This window comes from Streptomyces kanamyceticus (genome assembly GCF_008704495.1).
GTDB classification, from domain to species: domain Bacteria; phylum Actinomycetota; class Actinomycetes; order Streptomycetales; family Streptomycetaceae; genus Streptomyces; species Streptomyces kanamyceticus.
The window spans coordinates 5,395,124-5,415,357 of the sequence record NZ_CP023699.1; the positions used below are offsets into that span (position 1 = coordinate 5,395,124).

Here is a 20,234-nt window from a genome sequence, read left to right on the forward strand (position 1 = left end):
TCGTCCTCAAGCGCCGGACGGGCTGAATTTTCCCCCCCGGTCTCGTCGCCGTGTGCCGGACGGGCTTGGGTTGCCGTCTTTGTCCTCAAACGCCGGACGGGCTGAATATCGCGCCGGACGGGCTGAATATCGCGCCGGACGGGCTGAATTTCCGGCCCGCAGGCCGGAAATTCAGCCTGCCCGGCGATTGAGGGCTACAGCGCCTGGGGGAAGTCGAAGAAGCGGGTCGGGTCGTACTGCTTCTTGAGGTTCTTCAGGCGGGGGGCCGCGTCCCCGTAGTACGCCGCGCGCCAGTTCGTCAGCGTCGCGTCCGTGTAGTTCTGGTACGCCGCTCCCGACGCGTAGCGCCCCATCGCCCCATGCGCCTTTTTCAGCCACGCCTGCGCGGGCTTGCCCGAGGTGCCCGCTCGCCACGAGGCGATGTACTGCGCGAGCATCCGCGAGCGGCGGTGGACGAAGGCCGTCGCCGTCGGGTCGACGCGGTTGATGGCGCCGCCGAGCGCGGTGAGCGCGATGCTGCCCGCGCTCGCGCCCGTCACGTTCTCGACCTGTGAGAGGAGCGCGCGGATGCCGGACGCGGAGAGGGAGCGGTCGAAGAAGTCGGAACTGGCCGCGTACGTCTCGCGGTTGAGGGCGCCCTGCGGGCTGCGGCCCGGTGTCGCACCCGGCAGGTGGCACTGGGCGTCGGCGGCGAAGGAGGAGCAGCCCGCGTAGACCTCCATCGACTCCTCGTACGTACGACGCTTCAAGGAGACGCTGCGCGCGGGGGCGCCGATCTTGTCGGCGAGGCGGTCGACGGCGTTCTGGAGCTCGCCGTACGTGCCGAGGGAGAAGCAGGCCACGGAGATGGTGGGCGTGCCGCCGGGGGTGTTCGCCAGGTGGAGGGAGGACCAGATCTCGTCGGGCTGGGTCGGACCCCATTCCTGCCACGCCTTGATGACCGCGGCCGCCTTCGACCAGCGCCACGTCATGTACGCCGAGACGCCCTGGGGCGCGGCGTGCGTGCGGTAGGTCAGCTCGGTGACGACGCCGAAGTTGCCGTTGCCCGCGCCGCGCAGCGCCCAGAAGAGGTCCTTGTGCTCGGACTTGGAGGCCGTGAGCTGCTTGCCGTCCGCCGTGATGAGGGTCGCGGAGGTGAGGCTGTCGCAGGTCAGGCCGTACGCCCGGGAGACCACGCCGTGGCCGCCGCCGAGGGTGAGCCCGGAGATGCCGACGGTCGGGCAGGAGCCCGCGGGGATCGTCACGCCCTTCGCGGCGAGCGAGCGGTAGACGTCGATGAGCTTGGCGCCGCCGCCGATGGTCGCGCTGTTTCCGCTCGCCCGTATCTTGCTCAGCTTCGATACGTCGATGATCAGCCGGCCGGTGCCGGAGGACCAGCCCGCGTACGAGTGGCCGCCGTTGCGGATCGCGACCGGGGTGCGGTGCGCGCGGGCGTACGAGAGGGCGGTGCGGATGTCGTCCGGGTGCGCGACGTAGGCGACGGCGGTGGGCTTCAAGTCGTCGAAGCGCGTGTTGTACAGCTGGCGGGCCGCCGCCCACTTGGCCTCGCCGGGACCCACGAGCGTGCCGTCCAGGTCCTTGGCCAGGGCCTTGAGGGTCGCGGGGGAGGACGCCGCCGCGCTGGAGGTTCTGATCGGGGTGCTGCTGCCACCGCCGCTGCGGGACGCGATGCCGCCGCCTTCGCTCCCGCCGGTGCCTGAGCCGCCGCTACCGGTGCCGCTGCAGCTCGTGATCGTGGCCGCGGCCAGCGTGGCCGCCGTTGTCCCTATGAACGTACGCCGTTCCATGACGCCTCCCGTTGCTTCCCGGAGAACGAGACGGTGTGCGGGGCTTCTGGGTTCCGCGTACCCGGTCGCGCGCACGCCAGTGCGCGGGCGGCTAGGGGTGCGTCTCGTGTTCCGTCGCGTCCAGGCGGGCCTTGCTGCGGGCCCTGCGCGCCGGGCCGCGCCAGCCGCAGGTGCAGTGGGCGGCGATGAAACGGCCCTTCTCGACCGTCGTCGTGCGGTGGGCTGCGGGGTCTTCCTGATCGGCCACGCCGTCACCGTACCGACCTCGGGTTAACGCCCGTCCGCGTGACGGGTCAACGTACCGATCGTTATGGGGGACGACGCGGACCGTCGGCAGACGTAGAACGCTTGGGGGTAGACAAGCGATGGGGCAGCAGCGCAGACGCACGGGCGGAACGGTCGCCGCGGTCGCGGCGGTGGGGCTGCTGGCCGTCGCCACGGGATGCTCGGACCGGGGCCCCGACGGCGCCGCGGGGGCGAACCGCGCGGGCGATCCCGGGGACGCGGTGCGGCGGGCCGCCGACTCCCTGGTGCGGGCGGGCAGTTCCAAGGCGAGTACGTCTTTGGAGATGGCCAGTGGCGGAACACGCGTCACCATCCGGGGCAAGGGCGTGTACGACTTCAAGGGGCAGCGCGGCCGGTTCCAGGTCGTACTCCCGAAGGACCCCGCCGGAGACGACGAGCACCGGCCCATCACCGAACTCCTGACCGCGGGCGCTCTCTACATGAAGAACCGCGGGGCCGGTGTGCCCGCCGACAAGTGGGTGCGGATCGAGACACGCTCCCTCTCCGACGGGAACCTCGTCACCGGCGGCGCCACCGATCCCCTCGCCGCGGCCGAACTGCTGCGCGGGACACGGCACGTGGCGTACGTGGGCGAGGAGCGGGTCGGGGGCGCCGAGGTGCGGCACTACCGGGGGGTCGCCGACATCAGGGGCGCGGCGAAGGCGGCTTCCGCAGGTCAGCGGGGTGCGTTGGCCGCAGCGGCGGCGAAAGGGTTCAGCAGAAAGGGCGTGCCCTTCGACGTCTACCTCGACGACCTGGGGCGGGTGCGGAAGCTGCGCCAGCAGTTCCGGATGGCCGATGCCAATGTCGCGTCGACCACGCTGCTCTACGATTTCGGGGTGCCTGCGGGGGTACGGCTTCCGGCCGACGAGGACATCTTCGCCGGGAAGATCGCGGAGCGTCAGCCGGGTGGCGGGCGGACGACGGCCGGGTCCTAGTCGTGAACGGCTGGGTGAAATGGTCCGTCCGTGCCATGCGCGTTGTGTAGACCGCTCCCTACTCTAGGAAGTCGGGAACGGGCCGGAACGGGCCGGAACGGGTCAGTCAGGAAGAGGTGATGAACGTGGCTCCGATGCGTGGCGGCACGGCGGTTCAGGACCACGTCGCCCTCGCCGAGATCGAGCTGTGCGGTGACCTCATCATCGCCGCGTCCGCGGCGGGGGAGGAACGGCTCAGTGCTGACCGGATCGACGAGGTGCTGAGGGTCTCCGACGGGCGGGAGGCCGGGGCTACCGGCGACGATCGCCGCTAGCCCCGGCCCCATTCGTTCACCGTCCCGCCGTGGGGCGTGTCAGGCCGCCGCTTCGCGGCGATGCACGCCCGCCCGCCCACCCGTTTGCCCGGCACCGCAGGCCCCTGTAACCCCCGCCCGCGCCGCCCGCGCTACGTCCGCATCATGCGGGCGATCGCCTTCGTCGCTTCCTCCACCTTCGCGTCGATTTCCGCGCCGCCCTTGACCGCCGCGTCGGCGACGCAGTGGCGCAGGTGTTCCTCCAGGAGCTGGAGGGCGAAGGACTGGAGAGCCTTTGTGCTCGCCGAGACCTGGGTAAGTATGTCGATGCAGTACACGTCCTCTTCGACCATGCGCTGCAGGCCGCGGATCTGGCCTTCGATGCGGCGCAGTCGCTTGAGGTGCTCGTCCTTCTGCTTGTGGTAGCCGTGCACCGCGTGGCCGGGCTCGGAGGACGCTTCGGGCGTCTCCGCGGTCGGCACGGCCGTGTCGGCCGCTTCGGTGGTCGTCATCGCGTCCTCCTCCTGTGGGGCATTCCCGCATTTCTGCAGATCCATATACCCCCGGTGGGTATATGATAGCCGATTTCTCGGGGGGTGTGCTGATCACTGTGCCTGATGGGCGACACTGGGGGGCGGCCGGTTAGCCGTGGCCGGATGATGCGCCTAGCATCAGCCTGACCGCATCCAAAGCACCCCGAGGACCCCACGTGCGCTTTCGTCTGACCCCCAGGGAGACGAGCTTCTACGACATGTTCGCCGCATCCGCGGACAACATCGTCACGGGCTCCAAGCTCCTCATGGAACTGCTCGGAGCGGACTCCTCCGCCCGGGCCGAGATCGCAGAGCGTATGCGGGCCGCGGAACACGCGGGAGACGACGCGACGCATGCGATCTTCCACCAGCTGAACTCTTCCTTCATCACGCCGTTCGACCGCGAGGACATCTACAACCTCGCGTCGTGCCTCGACGACATCATGGACTTCATGGAGGAGGCCGTCGACCTGGTCGTCCTTTATCAGGTCGAGGAACTTCCCAAGGGCGTCGAGCAGCAGATCGAGGTCCTCTCGCGGGCCGCCGAACTCACCGCCGAGGCCATGCCGAACCTTCGGACCATGGACAACCTCACCGAGTACTGGATCGAGGTGAATCGTCTGGAGAACCAGGCCGATCAGATTCACCGCAAGCTGCTCGCGCACCTCTTCAACGGCAAGTACGACGCCATGGAGGTGCTGAAGCTCAAGCAGATCGTGGATGTGCTGGAAGAGGCGGCCGACGCGTTCGAGCACGTCGCCAACACCGTGGAGACCATCGCGGTCAAGGAGTCCTGAGGCCTCTCCATGGACACCTTTGCACTGGTCGTGACCATCGGCGTCGCGCTCGGATTTACGTATACGAATGGCTTCCACGACTCCGCGAACGCCATTGCCACATCCGTTTCCACGCGTGCCCTGACGCCACGCGCGGCGCTCGCCATGGCCGCGGTGATGAACCTCGCCGGTGCCTTCATGGGCAGCGGGGTCGCCAAGACCGTGAGCGAGGGGATCATCGAGACCCCGCACGGTGACAAGGGGATGTGGATCCTCTTCGCCGCGCTCATCGGCGCGATCGTGTGGAACCTGGTCACCTGGTACTTCGGGCTGCCCTCCTCCTCGTCGCACGCGCTGTTCGGCGGCATGGTCGGCGCGGCGCTCGCGGGCGGCATCGGGGTCATCTGGTCCGGGGTCATCGACAAGATCGTCATCCCGATGTTCCTGTCCCCGGTGGTCGGCCTCGTCGCCGGTTACCTGGTGATGTGCGCGATCATGTGGATGTTCCGCAAGTCCAACCCGCACAAGGCCAAGCGCGGCTTCCGCATCGCGCAGACCGTCTCCGCGGCCGGTATGGCCCTCGGGCACGGTCTGCAGGACGCGCAGAAGACGATGGGCATCGTGGTGATGGCGCTCGTCATCTCCGACGTGCAGAGCGCCGACGCTCCCATTCCGATCTGGGTCAAGATCGCGTGTGCGCTGATGCTCTCCGCCGGTACGTACGCGGGTGGCTGGCGGATCATGCGGACGCTCGGACGGAAGATCATCGAGCTCGATCCGCCGCAGGGTTTCGCCGCCGAGACGACCGGCGCGGGCATCATGTTCACCACGGCGTTCATGTTCCACGCGCCGATCTCGACGACTCACGTCATCACGTCCGCGATCATGGGTGTGGGGGCCACGAAGCGCGTGAACGCGGTGCGGTGGGGCGTTGCCAAGAACATCATCTTGGGGTGGTTCATCACGATGCCTGCGGCTGCCTTGGTCGCAGCGGTTAGCTTCTGGATCGTTAACCTCGCGTTCCTGTAGCTCTTTGGGTGCGGGGTGTTTGTGGCTGAGCTGAAAGATCGCGCAGTTCCCCGCGCCCCTTAAGAACACCGCCCCCCTTACGAAGCACGGAAAAGCCCGCCCCCCGGGAGCCCAGGGGGCGGGCCTTTCTTTGTTGTCCCTGCGGTGGCACCGCCATGCAGCACCGCGGGGAGTCAGGGGGCGTCGGCTCAGCCGAAGCGGCCCGAGATGTAGTCCTCGGTGGCCTGGACCGACGGGTTGGAGAAGATCCGCTCGGTGTCGTCGATCTCGACGAGCTTGCCGGGCTGGCCGACCGCGGAGAGGTTGAAGAAGGCCGTGCGGTCCGAGACGCGGGCGGCCTGCTGCATGTTGTGCGTCACGATGACGATCGTGAAGCGCTCCTTGAGCTCACCGATCAGGTCCTCGATGGCGAGGGTGGAGATCGGGTCCAGGGCCGAGCAGGGCTCGTCCATCAGGAGCACCTGGGGCTCGACCGCGATCGCGCGGGCGATGCACAGGCGCTGCTGCTGGCCGCCGGAGAGGCCCGAGCCCGGCTTGTTCAGGCGGTCCTTGACCTCGTTCCAGAGGTTCGCGCCCTTGAGGGACTTCTCGACGACGTCGTTGAGCTCGGACTTCTTGTACGAGCCGTTGAGCTTGAGGCCCGCGGCGACGTTGTCGAAGATCGACATCGTGGGGAACGGGTTGGGGCGCTGGAAGACCATGCCGATCGTGCGGCGCACGGCCACCGGGTCCACGCCGTTGCCGTACAGGTCCTCGTCGTCCAGGAGCACCTTGCCCTCGACGCGGCCGCCGGGGGTGACCTCGTGCATGCGGTTCAGGGTGCGCAGGAACGTGGACTTGCCGCAGCCGGACGGGCCGATGAAGGCCGTCACCGAGCGCGGCTCGACGGTCATGGAGATGTCGTCGATCGCCTTGTGGGAACCGTAGAAGGCGGTCAGGCCCGATACGTCGATTCGCTTGGCCATGGGGATCACTGCTTCTTTCAAGACTTGGGGTGCGCGGGTCGCTGAGGTGGCCTCCGTCGGCGGAGCCGACTGATGGATGCCTAGCGGCCCGTCTTGGGGGCCTTCCAGCGGGCTACGCCGCGGGCCGCCATGTTGAGGATCATGATGAAGCCGATGAGGGCGAGGGCCGCCGCCCAGGCGCGGTTGATCGAGGCGTCGGTGCCCGCCGCGTACTGCTGGTAGATGTACAGCGGCAGCGAGCCCTGCGAGCCCTCGAACGGGTTCGTGTTGATCACGGGGTTCACCCAGACCAGGAGCAGGACCGGCGCGGTCTCACCGGCGATGCGGGCGACCGAGAGCATGACGCCCGTGGTGATGCCGCCGATCGCGGTGGGCAGGACGACCTTGAGGATGGTCCGCCACTTCGGGACGCCGAGGGCGAGGGAGGCCTCGCGCAGCTCGTTCGGGACGAGCTTCAGCATCTCCTCGGTGGAGCGCACGATCACCGGCATCATCAGGATGGCGAGTGCCATGGCACCGGCCCAGCCGGAGGGCTTGAAGCCGAGGATCAGGATCCAGAAGCTGAGGACGAACAGGCCCGCGACGATCGAGGGGATGCCGGTCATGACGTCGACGAAGAACGTGACGGTCTTGGCGAGCTTCCCGCGGCCGTACTCGACGAGGTAGACCGCGGTGAGCAGGCCGATCGGCACGGCGATCACGGAGGCCAGGAGCACCTGCTCCAGGGTGCCGATGATCGCGTGGTAGATGCCGCCGCCGGTCTCCTCGTCGGTGACGACGCCCATCGAGTGGGTCAGGAAGTACCCGTCGAAGACCTTGATGCCGCGCTTGACGGTCTCGTAGATCAGCGAGGCCAGCGGGACGACGGCGAGCAGGAACATGACCCACACCAGCGAGGTGGCGAGGCGGTCCCTGGCCTGCCGGGCGCCCTCGACGGTCACCGCGAGGACGTACGACCCGGCGAGGAAGAGGAGGGCGGCGATCAGGCCCCACTGGATGCGGCTGTCCAGGCCCGCGCCCGCGCCGATGCCGATGGCGACGGCTGCCGAGCCGAGCGCGACGGCGGCGGGGGACCAGCGCGGGAGGCTGGCGGCCTTGAGCGTCGAGGGACGCTTGGCGAGCGGGTTGGGCGGGGTGGGTGTCGTGGTGGTCATGCGTTGGCCCCCGAGTACTCCTTGCGGCGCGCGATGATCAGGCGGGCGGCGCCGTTGACCAGCAGCGTGATGACGAACAGGACCAGGCCGGAGGCGATGAGCGCGTCCTGGCCGTACTCCGTGGCCTCGTTGAACTTGCTGGCGATGTTCTGCGCGAACGTGCCGCCGCCGTAGTCGAGCACGGAGGCCTGGATCACGAAGGTCGGGGAGAGCACGGTGGCGACGGCGATCGTCTCGCCGAGCGCGCGGCCCAGGCCCAGCATCGAGGCGGAGATGATGCCGGAGCGGCCGAAGGGCAGCACCGACATGCGGATGACCTCCCAGCGCGTGGCGCCGAGGGCCAGCGCGGCCTCCTCGTGCATCTTCGGGACCTGGAGGAAGACCTCGCGGCTGACGTTCGTGATGATCGGCAGGATCATGATCGCGAGGAGGATGCCGACGGTCATCAGGGAGCGCGGGGCGCCGCCCTGGTACTCGAAGATGCCGGTCCAGCCGAAGTAGTCGTCGAGCCAGCTGTAGAGGCCGGTGAGATTGGGGGCGACCACGAGGGCACCCCACAGGCCGTACACGATCGAGGGCACGGCGGCCAGCAGGTCGATCACGTAGGCGATGGGGGCGGCCAGCTTGCGCGGCGCGTAGTGCGAGATGAAGAGCGCGATGCCGATGGCGACGGGGACCGCGATCACGAGGGCGATGATCGAGCTCACCACGGTGCCGAAGACCAGGACGGCGATGCCGAAGTACGGCTTGCCACCGGTGGTGATACCGGCCGGGTCCCACTCGAAGGTGGTGAGGAAGTTGCCCGTGTTGTCGGCGAGGGCCAGGGCCGTGCGGTACGCCAGGAACGCGGCGATGGCGCCCATGATGACGAGGACCGCGATGCCGGAGCCGCGCGAGAGTCCGAGGAAGATCCGGTCGCCGGCGCGGGTGGTGCCGCGGGCCGGGGCCTTGCTCGTGGAGTCCGTCCGCTTCGCGTCGTCCACGGGGAGGGGTGAGGTCGTATTGCTTGGTATGTCCATGGGGTTCTCCGGTCTGCGGAGGCGCCGTGCGCTGAGGCAGGCGCTCCGTGGCGGCGGTGCACCGGACGGTGCGGCCGGCCCGTTGCTACTTACGGGGGCCGGCCGCACTCGGTTCAGCTAGCTCAGGCTCGCGACGGTGGAGCGAACCTTGGTGATGATCTCGTCGGGGATCGGCGCGTAGTCGTTGTCCTTGAGGACCTTCTGGCCGTCCTCGCTGGCGATGTAGGTCAGGAAGGACTTGGTGGCGGCGAGCGTGTCGGCCTTGTTGCCCTTCTCGCAGGCGATCTCGTACGTCACCAGCGTGATCGGGTAGGCGCCCTCGGCGGTGGGCTTGTAGTTCAGCTCAAGCGCGAGGTCCTTGCCCTTGCCGACGACCTTGGCCTCGGAGATGGCCTTGGAGGAGTTGTCGACGGTGGCCTTGACCGGGTCCTTGGCGTCCGTCTTCAGGTCGACGGTCTTGATGCCGTCACCGGCGTAGGAGAGCTCGAAGTACGAGATGGCGCCCGCGGTCTGCTTGACCTGGCTCGCGACACCGGAGGAGCCGTTCGCGGACTGGCCGCCCTTGGGGACCCACGACTTGCCCGGCTCGTGCGGCCAGGCGGCGGGGGCGGCGCCCTTCAGGTACTTGGTGAGGTTGTCCGTGGTGCCCGACTCGTCGGAGCGGTGGAACGCCTGGACCTTGGTGCTGGGGAGCTTGGCGTCGGGGTTGAGCTTCTTGATCGCCTTGTCGTCCCAGGTCTTGATCTTGTCGTTGAAGATGTCGGCCAGGGTCTTGGCGTCCAGGACGAGGTTGTCCACGCCGGGGACGTTGTAGCCGATGGCGATCGGGCCGCCGACCATCGGCAGGTCGATGGCCTGGCTGTCCTTGCAGACCGTCTTCGACTTCGCGATCTCCTCGGGCTTCAGCGGCGAGTCGGAACCGGCGAACGCGGTCTGGCCCTGGAGGAACGCGGTGATGCCTGCACCCGAACCGGTCGGGTTGTAGTTCAGCTGAACGTCCTTGCAGTTGGTCGAGTAGACCTTCCGCCAGGCGTCGATCGCGTTCTTCTGCGCGGACGAGCCGGAGGCCGCGAGCTGGCCCTTGGCGTCGTTGCACTTGATGTTGGCGGCGTTGGTCTCCTTGCCGCCGTTGCCCGAGCCGCCCGTGTCGTCCGAGCCGCACGCCGTGAGGGCCAGGGCGCTGGAGACGGCGATGGCGCCGAGGGAGAGGGCGCGGAGCCGGTTCTTGCGCTGAAGCTTCACTGTCGGGTTTTCCTTCCGGGAGCCGCCGGCCCTTTGCTGGCGGCGTGCGTTGTCGTACGTCGGTGCCTTGCGGCGGTATGTCTCGCTCAAGACCTCTTCGGTGTCTTGTAAGCCCGAAATTAGGCAGGGCAGGTGAAGCGACCGATGGGCACGAGTGAACGGAGGGTGAACCTCGGCGGTCGGCCTGGTTAGGTCCTGCACTACGGAAAGTAGCGGACCTGCTACGCCAAGTTAAGTGTGCTGAGCAGGGCGTCGACGAGCTGCCGGTCGCGGAGCTGCGTGAGCCGGTTGCGGGCCGCGACAGGAGGCAGCCAGATGATGCGGTCGACCTCGCGATTGGGCGTGAAATGGCCGGTGGTGGCCTCGGCGGCCCAGTAGGTGACTTCCTTGGGGCGGCCCTGGGCGAGGTAGCGGACCGTGGGCAGGGAGGCGCCCGGAGCGCAGCGGAAGCCCGTCTCCTCCTCGACCTCGCGCAGGGCGCCCGCGAGCGGCTCCTCGGAGCGCTTCAGCTTGCCTTTGGGGTGCGACCAGTCGTCGTACTTGGGCCGGTGGACCAGACAGATCTCCAGGCCCCCGTCGACGGGGGAGCGGCGCCACAGGACGCAGCCCGCCGCCCGGACGACGTCTTCCTTGTACGTCACCGTGTACTCACCGCCTCGTGGAGCCATGCCTGCTGGAACGCGAACCGCGCGGCCTCGACCTCGTGGCGCTGGTCGGCGTGGAGCACGCCGAGCGCGTACGCCGTGGCCGGGGCGATGCGGGGGGTACGGGCGGCCTGCGCGGCGGCGGCCGCGGCCGCGGCGGCCTCGCGGTGGACGTTCAGGGCGTGGCTCGCGTCCGCGATGCGGGGCTCCAGGGTCGCGTGGCCCAGGAGGACCTCCTCGGCGTACCTGTGCAGGCGCAGCAGGGAGCGGACCTTCAGCCAGGGGGCGTCCTGGGCGTCGGGGGCGGTGTCGGACGCGAGGCCGTGGACGAGGGCGCCCGCGTTGTACGGGTGGCCCGCCTGGCCCAGGGGGAGGGCGGAGACCGCCTCGGTGAGGTCGGATTCCGCTTGGGCCGCGAGGGGCTTGAGGTCTTCCGACGTGCTGGTCAGGGGGACCTCGCTGGCCAGGACGGCCACGTTGTCCGCGACTGCGTGGAAGCGGGAGGAGCCGAAGGCTTGTAGGGCGGTGGAGTGGGCCCTTGTCTTCGCCAAGGTGAGCTGGCGTTCCAGCAGCGCTGCGGCTTTGGCTGCGCCGACGGTTAGCCCGCGAGGCGCGCTTGTCTCCGTCTCGGTGCTCTGAACCGGGGGCTGTGCCCACCCGTGCCGCCCAGCGGCACGATTGCCCACAGCAGGGACCGGCACCGTCGGTTGGCCCGACAGGCGGTGGAGGGATTCCAGGAGGCGGTCCAGGCGCGTTGCGTACGCGTGTTCCTGGGCCAGCGTGCCCGACAGCCAGGCCAGTTCGGGGCGCAGGGAGGACGCCCACTCCGGGTCGAGGAGGGGGCGGAACGTGTGCAGGGTGGCGCCGATGCGGCGGGCCGCCCTGCGCAGGGCGCGGGCCGCCTCCAGGGACTCCTCGGCGCCCTGCGCGTCCGTCGTGGACTCGCGGTGCAGCCGCAGCGAGCGGAGGAATTCCGTCGCCTGGGCGTTGAGGTGCGCGGCGAGCAGCGCGCCCGCCGTGTCCGTACCCGTCATCTCACGGTGTTGCTGTGCCACGCCGGCGCCTCCGGGCGTCTATGAGCATCTCCTGTACGTTCCGCAGGGGCTGGCCTTCCGGGTCCACCGAGTGGCGGGTCCAGTTGCCGTCCGCGCCGAGGTGCCAGGAGGCGGTGGTGTCCGACATGCCGGTCTCCAGGAGCCGGCTGAGAGCCGCACGGTGCGCCGGGTCCTGGACCCGGACCAGTGCCTCGATGCGGCGGTCGAGATTGCGGTGCATCATGTCGGCGCTGCCGATCCACACCTCCGGTTCGCCGCCGTTGCCGAAGGCGAAGACGCGGGAGTGTTCGAGGAAGCGGCCGAGTACGGAGCGCACGCGGATGTTCTCCGAGAGCCCCGCCACCCCGGGCCGCACCGCGCAGATGCCGCGCACCCACACGTCCACGTCGACACCGGCCTGCGACGCGCGGTACAGCGCGTCGATGATGGCCTCGTCGACCATTGAGTTGACCTTGATGCGGACGTAGGCGGGGCGGCCCGCGCGGTGGTGCTGCATCTCCTTGTTGATGCGCGAGACCAGGCCGTCGCGCAGCGACTTGGGGGCCACCAGGAGACGGCGGTAGGTCTCCCTGCGGGAGTAGCCGGAGAGGCGGTTGAACAGGTCGGAGAGGTCCGCGCCGACTTCCTGGTTGGAGGTCAGCAGGCCCAGGTCCTCGTAGAGGCGGGCCGTCTTGGGGTGGTAGTTGCCGGTGCCCACGTGCGAGTAGCGGACCAGGGCGTCGCCCTCTTGGCGTACGACGAGGGAGAGCTTGCAGTGGGTCTTCAGGCCGACCAGGCCGTAGACCACGTGGCAGCCGGACTCCTCCAGCTTCCTGGCCCACTTGATGTTGGCCTGCTCGTCGAAGCGGGCCTTGATCTCCACCAGGACGAGGACCTGCTTGCCGGACTCGGCGGCGTCGATGAGCGCGTCGACTATCGGCGAGTCGCCCGAAGTCCGGTACAGCGTCTGCTTGATGGCGAGCACGTCGGGGTCGGCGGCCGCCTGTTCGAGGAACGCCTGCACGGAGGTGGAGAACGAGTCGTACGGGTGGTGCAGGAGTACGTCGCGTTCGCGAAGGGCGACGAAGATGTCGGGCGCGGACGCCGACTCGACCTCGGCGAGGTCGCGGTGGGTGCCCGCCACGAACTTCGGGTACTTCAGCTCGGGCCTGTCCAGCTTGGCGATGCTGAAGAGGCCGGTCAGGTCGAGCGGTCCCGGCAGCGGATAGACCTCGGCCTCGCTGATCTTCAGCTCGCGGACGAGCAGGCTGAGGATGTTCGGGTCGATGGACTCCTCGACCTCCAGGCGCACGGGCGGGCCGAAGCGGCGCCGCATGAGCTCCTTCTCCAGGGCCTGGAGAAGGTTCTCGGCGTCGTCCTCCTCGACCTCCAGGTCCTCGTTCCTGGTGAGCCGGAACATGTGGTGCTCCTGGATCTCCATGCCAGGGAAGAGCTCCTGGAGGTGCGCGGGCGCCGCGATGACGTCCTCTATCGGGACGTAGCGCTGCGGGGAGGCCTCCAGGAAGCGGGAGAGCAGCGGCGGGACCTTCACGCGCGCGAAGTGCTGATGCCCGGACACCGGGTTGCGTACGACCACGGCGAGGTTCAGGGAGAGCCCCGAGATGTACGGGAAGGGGTGCGCGGGGTCGACGGCCAGCGGGGTCAGGACGGGGAAGATCTGCTGCCGGAAGAGCGTGAAGAGCCGGGACTGCTCCTTGTCGGTCAGCTCGTTCCAGCGGACCAGGTGGATGCCCTCGTCGGCGAGGCCGGGCGCGACGTCGTCCTGGTAGCAGGCGGCGTGCCGGGCCATGAGCTCGCGGGAGCGGTTCCAGATGAGGTCGAGGACCTCGCGGGGCTGGAGGCCGGAGGCCGAACGGGTGGCGACGCCGGTCGCGATGCGCCGCTTGAGACCGGCCACGCGGACCATGAAGAACTCGTCCAGGTTCGAGGCGAAGATCGCCAGGAAATTAGCCCGTTCGAGGAGGGGCGTGTGCGGGTCCTCGGCCAGCTCCAGAACCCGTTCGTTGAAGGCGAGCCAGCTGCGCTCCCGGTCGAGGAAGCGGCCCTGGGGCAGTTCCGCGCCGTCGTGCCCTATCTGGGCGTCCTCGTCGTACGCGTCGAGGTCGGCATCGATGTCAGGGTCCAGGTCGGAGACCGTGGCGGCGATGGTGTGGGGCCTGTGGGCGGCGATCGAGCCGACGGAGGGCTGGGCGTGCTGGACCTGACCTTGCGTGTTCGGCTGGCTCATGGACCCATTCTTCCGCGCGGGCACGCCGATGGGCGCGTCGGAGAGCGCGGGAGTGAGGCGGAGCTTCCCGTTCACCGGGGAAGGGTCGGGCACGGCGGGCTGCATTGAGTGAGCGTCGCAAGCCAGTCTGAATCGCCGGTTACGGCGACATGACGTGCGGGACATCGACCGACGACCCCCGGGCGTCTACACGGCGGCGGGCCGTCGGTCGAGCATACGAATCAAGCCGATCGTACGGTTCAGGCCGCGCGAGCCGATCGTACGGTTCAGGCCGCGCGGCGGCGCAAGAGGCGGAAGGCGGCGTACGTCGCGGCGGCCGCGAGCGCGAGGACGATCCCGTTTCGATCAACTGGAGGTACCAGAAGTGGGATCGGGGGTGGTAGTCCAGGTACGCGCTGGTGACCTTGGTGTCGGTGGGGCAGAAGCGGCCGGGGATCGGCTCCGGGTGGCACAGCCCGTCGATGAAGCGCTCTCCTGCGGCGTTGGTGACGCCTTGGTCCACGGCGAAGGAGTCGTACGGCAGGGGGACATGCCAATAGCCCCTGAGGCGCGAGGTCTCGGTGATCGTACGGGTCGGGAAGAGGTCCCAGCGGAGACTGCCGAAGAGCAGCGGCACGCCCCCGGTGACCACCGTGGCGAGGGACGCGGCGAGCAGCGTGCGGCGCACGAGGAGGCCGACGGCGGCTCCCACGGCCACGCCGAGCAGGCCGTACGCGACGAGGACGGGGCCCGTGGCCTCGTAGACGCCACGGTCGGCCCAGTGCAGGTCCGCGCGGGCACCGATCGCGCAGCCCACGCCGAGTTGGAGGACGGCCATCAGGAAGAGCGTCCCGCCCACGGCGAACGCGGCGGCGGTGGTCAGCTTCGAGGCGAGCCAGCGCGCGGTGTCGGTCATGCGAACTCCCCCTTGATGCCGTGCTCTTGGGTTTGCGGTTCGGTGAACTGTTCTTCCGGTACGGCGAACTGTTCTTCCAGCACGGCCGTGAAGAGCGCGGCCACGTCGTCCCTGTCCAGGCCCGCCGAACGGGCCCGCTCGGCCCACTCGGCGAGCCTCGACCACCTCGCGTGCCGTGGGCAGCTTGTCGCCCGGCTCCAACAGGCCCAGGCGGAGCGGCTGTTGGGTCTGCTGGACGATCTGGAGGTAGGTGGGCGTGTTCCGTCAAGTGGGACCGGTTCGAGGCGAGTTGCGGGAAGGGGTCGGGGATCTTGTAACGTCTGCCGCTCGACATTGACGTGAACACGTACGAAATCTCGGGGGTTCCACCATGTCCCAGCGCCAATCACCTCTCATCAAGGTGGCGGCCTTGCTCATCGCGGCCGTCGTCGCGGGGGTCTGGATGTACATGAGCCGCGGCAACACCACAGGGCCCGACAGCGAGAGCGCCAAGCAGCCCGCCGTCGCGGAGGTGGGTGACTGTGTCCAGAACAAGGGGTCGAAGGGCAGCCCCGACATGGAGATCATCGACTGCGGTGACGCCAAGGCCGAGTACAAGGTCGCGAGCAAGTACGAGACCGAGTGCGAGGCGGGGCAGTCGCGTTACGAGCAGACGCGGCGGGGGCGGGTGCAGTTCTCCATGTGTCTGACCGAGGTGGCGGGCAAGTAGCGCGGACCGGACGGTACGACGAAGGGCGCGGTGTTCCCCCGGGGGAACACCGCGCCCTTCGTGTGGGTCAGGCCCGTCAGGACTCCGTGCGGTACATCAGGTCCGTCTCGTGCGTCACGAAGCCGAGCCGCTCGTAGACGCTCACCGCCGCCTTGTTGTCCGCGTCCACGTACAGCATCGCGGTCGGCAGGCCCTGCTGCGCGAGGTGGCGCAGGCCGGTGGTGGTCAGCGCCTTGCCCAGGCCGCCGCCCTGCGCGCCCGGGCGTACGCCCACGACGTACACCTCGCCGAGGCCCTCGTCGGCGTGTGCCTTCGTCCAGTGGAAGCCGACCAGTTCGGTGGTGCCGGTGCCGGTGCCGGTGCCGGTGCCGTCGGCCGTGCGCTCGGCGAGGAAGAAGCCCGCCGGGTCGAACCACGGCTCCGCCTTGCGGTCGTCCAGGTCGCGCTGGGTCAGGGAGCCCTGCTCGGGGTGGTGGGCGAACGCCTCCGCGTTCACCGCGAGCCAGGCCGCGTCGTCCTGCCCCGGCACGAAGGTGCGTACGGATACGCCCTCCGGGAAGACCGGGTCCGGCAGGTCGAGGTCCGTCAACGGGCGGCGCATCTGCCGCAACTCGCGGAAGAGCGCGAGACCGAGCACCTGCGCGAGGTGGCGGGCCGCGGAGTGCCCGCCGTGCGCCCATACGCGCAGGCGTCGGCCCGACTCGCCGAGCAGCGCGGAACCGAGCGCCCTGCCGTGACCGCGGCCTCGGTGCGCGGGGTGCACGACCAGTTCGGCTGCGGGGGCCTCCACGGGGTCGGTGTCCTCCAGCTGCGCGTAGCCGACGAGGTCGCCGTCGACGCTCAGGAGCAGATGCCGTACGCCCTCGCGGGCCCCGCCGCGCAGTTGCAGCCTGCCCTGCTCCGACACCGCCTGCTGACCGTCCGAGCGGGCGGCCTCCGCGAGGAGCTCCAGCACGGTGTCGGACTGCGCCGGGCTGAGCGCGGTGAGGGTGTCGATCTTTCGGAGGGGGGCGGGGGTGGGGGCGGCCTCGGCGGGGTGGTCGTCAGTCATGCGTCCGAGCGTAGTCGGGCGGGGGCGCCTGGAGCGGGGGGTGTCGCGCTGCGCGCTCGTCCTCCGTCGCCGGACGGGCTCCATGTCGCGCTGCGCGCTCGCCCTCAAACGCCGGGCGGGCTTGATATCGCGCTGCGCGCTCGTCCTCAAACGCCGGACGGGCTTGATTTTGTGCGCTCGTCCCCGATGTCGCGCTGCGCGCTTGCCCTCAATCGCCGGGCGGGCTTGATTTTGTGCGCTCGTTCCCGATGTCGCGCTGCGCGCTTGCCCTCAATCGCCGGGCGGGCTTGATATTGCGTACCCGCCCCCAACGGCAACCAGGATGTAACCGGCAACCCTCTGTTGCGCTACGCGCGTTGAACCTAGGCTGCGGGCGGCGGAATGGTGGACTCATTCCGTCGCGTTCGAGCCCATTCGACCCCCAGGGGGGACACGTGTCAGCCACAGTCCAGTCGCGTCGGCCCAGACGGCGTGCCTATCGCGTGCTTGCCGCGGCCGCCTCGCTCGCCACCGTCGGTGCGCTTGCCGCCGCGCTTCCCGCCAGTGCGGGGGCGGACCACACGGGTGGGGGCAAGAAGCGCACGGTCGACGTGCAGTTGCTGTCGTTCAACGACTTCCACGGCAATCTGCAGCCGCCCGCCGGGTCGTCGGGGCAGGTCACGGAGAAGCAGCCCGACGGGACCGAGAAGAAGATCGACGCCGGTGGCGTCGAATACCTCGCGACCTCGCTGCGCACCGCCCGTAAGGGCAACCCCTACAGCGTCACCGCCGCCGCGGGCGACCTCATCGGCGCGAGCCCGCTGCTCTCCGGGCTCTTCCACGACGAGCCCACCGTCGAGGCGATGAACAAGCTCGGGCTCGACGTCACCAGCGTCGGCAACCACGAGTTCGACGAAGGGGCCAAGGAACTGGCCCGTATGCAGAACGGTGGCTGCCACCCCAAGGACGGCTGCTTCGAGAAGGGGAAGGGCGGGAAGAAGGGCGGCAAGGGGAAGAAGTTCGAGGGGGCCGACTATCCCTATCTCGCCGCCAACGTCACCGACGAGAAGACCGGCAAGCCCATCCTCAAGCCCTACTGGGTGTGGAAGCACAAGGGCGTCAAGATCGGCTTCATCGGTGTGACGTTGGAAGGGACTCCCGACATCGTCTCCGCCGACGGCGTCAAGGGGCTGAAGTTCCACGACGAGATCGAGACCGTCAACAAGTACGCGAAGATCCTCGACAAGCAGGGCGTGAAGTCCATCGTCACGCTCATCCACGAGGGCGGCGTGCCGAAGAGCCAGACGTACAACTACGACTGCGACTCGCCGGGCGCGGGCGACGGCATATCCGGGCCGATCACCGACATCGCCAAGGGCATCACGCCCAAGGTCGACGCGCTCGTCACGGGACACACCCACAACGCGTACGTCTGTACGATCCCGGACCCCGCGGGCAACCCGCGCATGGTGACCTCGGCGTCCTCCTTCGGGAAGCTCTACACCGACACCACGCTGACGTACGACCGCAGGACCAAGGACATCGTGCGGACGAGCGTGAAGTCCGCGAATCGTGTGGTCAGTCGTGAGCAGGCCAAGGCGCCTGACATGACCTCCCTCATCTCTCGCTGGGACAAGCTCGCCGCGCCCGTCGCCAACAAGGCCGTCGGCTACATCTCCGCGGACATCCCCGGACGCGGGGCCGGTGTCCCCGAGTCGCCGCTCGGCGATCTCATCTCCGACGCGCAGCTCGCGCACGCCAAGTCGCTCGACCCGGAAGCCGATCTGGCCCTGATGAACCCGGGCGGCATCCGCTCCGACATCGTGTACAAGGCGAGCGGGAGTGAGGGTGACGGCGTCGTCACGTACGGCGAGGCGTTCACCGTGCAGCCCTTCAGCAATACCGTCAATCTTGTCGATCTGACCGGCGCGCAGCTCGTGACAGGTCTTAAGCAGCAGGTCAGCGGGTCGAACCAGGCCTCTCCGAAGATCTTGCAGGTTTCGGAAGGGCTGACGTACACGCTGGACATGACCAAGACGGGGGCCGACCGCGTCGTCGCCGACTCGATCAAGCTGAACGGCAAGGCGATCGACCCGGCGGCCACCTACCGCGTCGCCATGAACGCCTTCCTCGCGGGCGGCGGCGACGGCTTCGCCGAGCTCGGCAAGGGGACGAAGCCGGTCGTCGGCGCGGACGACCTGAAGGCGTTCAACGACTACCTGACCGCCAACTCCTCGGCGGACAAGCCGATCGCGCCGCCGAAGGCCGACCGGATCACGATCGTGAAGTAGGCAATCTCACGGCCGTTAAGTACTGGCTAAAACCGGAACTTACCGGGAGTAAGGTTTGGGGTGGGGTGTGAACGTATGGTGAGATCGCTCGATGCGTTCCCCCCACCGCATAGCCACGCATCCTCCGGATGCGCCTATTGACCACGACCGCCCCGGCGACACCGCTCAGCTCCCGGCCTCCTCGTACAGCAATCCGTACGACGAGCTGGCCGCCCTCGCGCCGAACCCCTTGGAGGAGTTCCTCCACGAGGAGAAGGACGAGCCCGGCGCGGACGCCCCCTGGACGCCGCCCAATCACCGCCGAGGCAGCCGCCGCCGCACACGCTTCGCCGGTCTGCCGCTCGCCGCGAAGGCCGTCGTCGCCGTCCTCGTCGCCACCGCGTTCCTCGCTCTCGGCGACCGCTGGGCCCTTCTGTACGCCGAGCACGAGGCGGCGGAGAAGCTCAAGGACCAGATGAAGCTGAGCGCGGCGCCCGAGGTCGACATCGAGGGCTTCCCCTTCCTCACCCAGGTCCTCGACAAGCGCGTCGACAAGGTGAAGGTGACCGTCCCCGACGTCGCCGCCGACCGGATCTCCCTCGCCAAGGTCTCCGCGACCGCCACCGACGTGACGATCGACGGGGACGGGCCGACCTCGTTCAAGGGCGCCCTCATCGGCGAGATGAACGGCGAGGTGCTGCTCTCCTTCGAGGACCTCAACCGTGAACTGGGCGCGTCCCAGGTCACGTTCACCGGCAAGGGCCACGACCAGGTCCTGGCGCGCGGCACGCTGCCCGTCGCCGGGCACGACCTGAAGGTGCGCGCCGACGCCCGCATCCAGCGCAACGGCGACCGCGGCATCTCCACCGACATCGGCGGCATGAGCCTGCAACTCGGCGACCTGGCGACGTACCGCCCCGGCACTCGCTCGAAGGAGGGCCTGCACCTGTCGCGCGGCTCCGCCGACCGCGTGAGCAAGGAGACGTCGAAGGCGAAGGCGCTGCTCTCCGTGCCTGCGATCGTCAAGCGGCTCGGCGTCCCCGACTCGGTGGTGCGCGAGGCCCTGAAGAGCGACACCAAGCTGAACGAGCTGACCGGCGCGCCGAAGTTCGTGAACGACGTGATGGGGCTCAACCTCATCGACGTCGCCATGGGCCACCCCTGGCTCCTCAAGAAGCTCGGCCTGGACCCCGCACTCCTCGACGGCCTCTCCAAGCTCACCCGGCCCGTACTCGCCGACCGCCTCACCCTCGCCTTCCAACTGCCGAAGCTGCCCGGCGAGGGCGCGATGGCACTCCAGGACGTGACGGTGGAGAAGGAAGGCATCAGGGTGCGGATCGCGGGCTCGGGGATCGGAGTCGGCCGCTAGGCGGGGAGGAGACG

At 69.0% G+C, this 20,234-nt stretch carries 19 protein-coding genes and 1 pseudogene; 7 read left to right on the forward strand and 13 right to left on the reverse strand.

Going from position 1 to position 20,234, the window contains the following annotated elements; all coding sequences use genetic code 11:
- Positions 1–194: 194 nt before the first annotated feature.
- Positions 195–1,787 (reverse strand): FAD-binding oxidoreductase, encoded by a 1,593-nt coding sequence (locus CP970_RS23045; RefSeq protein WP_055556761.1) that lies wholly within the window; start codon positions 1,785–1,787, stop codon positions 195–197.
- A 91-nt stretch (positions 1,788–1,878) separates the two neighbouring features.
- Positions 1,879–2,034, reverse strand: a complete 156-nt coding sequence (locus CP970_RS44285; RefSeq protein ID WP_169801317.1) for a hypothetical protein — start codon at positions 2,032–2,034, stop codon at positions 1,879–1,881.
- 118 nt (positions 2,035–2,152) lie between these two features.
- On the opposite strand from CP970_RS44285, the gene CP970_RS23050 reads away from it, so the two are divergent.
- Complete coding sequence (locus CP970_RS23050; protein ID WP_055556759.1) at positions 2,153–3,010, forward strand: hypothetical protein; 858 nt, start codon at positions 2,153–2,155, stop codon at positions 3,008–3,010.
- A 119-nt stretch (positions 3,011–3,129) separates the two neighbouring features.
- Complete coding sequence (locus tag CP970_RS23055) at positions 3,130–3,324, forward strand: hypothetical protein (RefSeq protein ID WP_055556757.1); 195 nt, start codon at positions 3,130–3,132, stop codon at positions 3,322–3,324.
- Positions 3,325–3,455: 131 nt separating this feature from the next.
- Here CP970_RS23055 and CP970_RS23060 read toward each other — a convergent pair whose 3' ends face one another.
- Positions 3,456–3,815: a metal-sensitive transcriptional regulator gene (locus CP970_RS23060; RefSeq protein ID WP_055557102.1), complete on the reverse strand. Its 360-nt coding sequence runs from the start codon at positions 3,813–3,815 to the stop codon at positions 3,456–3,458.
- Positions 3,816–4,012: 197 nt separating this feature from the next.
- Here CP970_RS23060 and CP970_RS23065 point away from each other — a divergent pair, with 197 nt between their 5' ends.
- Positions 4,013–4,633 carry a DUF47 domain-containing protein gene (locus CP970_RS23065; RefSeq protein WP_055557104.1) on the forward strand — a complete coding sequence of 207 codons (621 nt, stop codon included), beginning with the start codon at positions 4,013–4,015 and terminating at the stop codon, positions 4,631–4,633.
- 9 nt (positions 4,634–4,642) lie between these two features.
- The gene (locus CP970_RS23070; protein WP_055557106.1) at positions 4,643–5,641 is read left to right on the forward strand and encodes an inorganic phosphate transporter; all 999 of its coding nucleotides are present in this window, start codon (positions 4,643–4,645) and stop codon (positions 5,639–5,641) included.
- A 188-nt stretch (positions 5,642–5,829) separates the two neighbouring features.
- Here the strand turns inward: CP970_RS23070 and pstB are convergent, their stop codons facing one another.
- The 9 genes and pseudogenes from pstB to CP970_RS23115 form a co-directional block, all read right to left on the reverse strand.
- Entirely contained in the window at positions 5,830–6,606 is a 777-nt protein-coding gene (gene pstB / locus CP970_RS23075) for a phosphate ABC transporter ATP-binding protein PstB (protein ID WP_055557108.1), read from the reverse strand.
- Between the two features lie 80 nt (positions 6,607–6,686).
- Positions 6,687–7,760 (reverse strand): phosphate ABC transporter permease PstA, encoded by a 1,074-nt coding sequence (gene pstA / locus CP970_RS23080; protein WP_150493827.1) that lies wholly within the window; start codon positions 7,758–7,760, stop codon positions 6,687–6,689.
- The gene (gene pstC / locus CP970_RS23085) at positions 7,757–8,779 is read right to left on the reverse strand and encodes a phosphate ABC transporter permease subunit PstC (protein ID WP_055552968.1); all 1,023 of its coding nucleotides are present in this window, start codon (positions 8,777–8,779) and stop codon (positions 7,757–7,759) included. The genes pstA and pstC overlap by 4 nt, the downstream gene beginning before the upstream one ends.
- Positions 8,780–8,896: 117 nt before the next feature.
- Positions 8,897–10,021 carry a phosphate ABC transporter substrate-binding protein PstS gene (pstS, locus tag CP970_RS23090; protein WP_055552967.1) on the reverse strand — a complete coding sequence of 375 codons (1,125 nt, stop codon included), beginning with the start codon at positions 10,019–10,021 and terminating at the stop codon, positions 8,897–8,899.
- A gap of 221 nt (positions 10,022–10,242) precedes the next feature.
- Positions 10,243–10,689 (reverse strand): NUDIX hydrolase, encoded by a 447-nt coding sequence (locus tag CP970_RS23095; RefSeq protein WP_055552966.1) that lies wholly within the window; start codon positions 10,687–10,689, stop codon positions 10,243–10,245.
- Positions 10,659–11,720: a CHAD domain-containing protein gene (locus tag CP970_RS23100; RefSeq protein WP_055552964.1), complete on the reverse strand. Its 1,062-nt coding sequence runs from the start codon at positions 11,718–11,720 to the stop codon at positions 10,659–10,661. Before CP970_RS23100 ends, CP970_RS23095 begins: the two co-directional genes overlap by 31 nt.
- Positions 11,701–14,052, reverse strand: coding sequence for an RNA degradosome polyphosphate kinase (locus tag CP970_RS23105; protein WP_191094945.1), 2,352 nt, complete (start codon positions 14,050–14,052; stop codon positions 11,701–11,703). Before CP970_RS23105 ends, CP970_RS23100 begins: the two co-directional genes overlap by 20 nt.
- Positions 14,053–14,086: 34 nt before the next feature.
- A complete protein-coding gene (locus tag CP970_RS23110) occupies positions 14,087–14,842 on the reverse strand; it encodes a hypothetical protein (RefSeq protein WP_055552963.1) in 756 nt (251 codons plus the stop codon).
- Positions 14,839–15,082, reverse strand: a pseudogene (locus CP970_RS23115) (hypothetical protein). The gene CP970_RS23110 and the pseudogene CP970_RS23115 overlap by 4 nt, the downstream one beginning before the upstream one ends.
- Positions 15,083–15,212: 130 nt before the next feature.
- Here CP970_RS23115 and CP970_RS23120 point away from each other — a divergent pair.
- Positions 15,213–15,551 carry an LppU/SCO3897 family protein gene (locus CP970_RS23120; RefSeq protein WP_055552961.1) on the forward strand — a complete coding sequence of 113 codons (339 nt, stop codon included), beginning with the start codon at positions 15,213–15,215 and terminating at the stop codon, positions 15,549–15,551.
- 76 nt (positions 15,552–15,627) lie between these two features.
- Here the strand turns inward: CP970_RS23120 and mshD are convergent, their stop codons facing one another.
- Positions 15,628–16,602 carry a mycothiol synthase gene (gene mshD, locus CP970_RS23125; RefSeq protein ID WP_150493829.1) on the reverse strand — a complete coding sequence of 325 codons (975 nt, stop codon included), beginning with the start codon at positions 16,600–16,602 and terminating at the stop codon, positions 15,628–15,630.
- Positions 16,603–17,036: 434 nt separating this feature from the next.
- Here mshD and CP970_RS23130 point away from each other — a divergent pair, with 434 nt between their 5' ends.
- Together CP970_RS23130 and CP970_RS23135 are read left to right on the forward strand one after the other, a co-directional pair.
- Positions 17,037–18,872: a bifunctional metallophosphatase/5'-nucleotidase gene (locus CP970_RS23130; protein ID WP_079043787.1), complete on the forward strand. Its 1,836-nt coding sequence runs from the start codon at positions 17,037–17,039 to the stop codon at positions 18,870–18,872.
- Between the two features lie 91 nt (positions 18,873–18,963).
- Positions 18,964–20,220, forward strand: coding sequence for an LmeA family phospholipid-binding protein (locus tag CP970_RS23135; protein ID WP_055551686.1), 1,257 nt, complete (start codon positions 18,964–18,966; stop codon positions 20,218–20,220).
- Positions 20,221–20,234 lie beyond the last annotated feature (14 nt).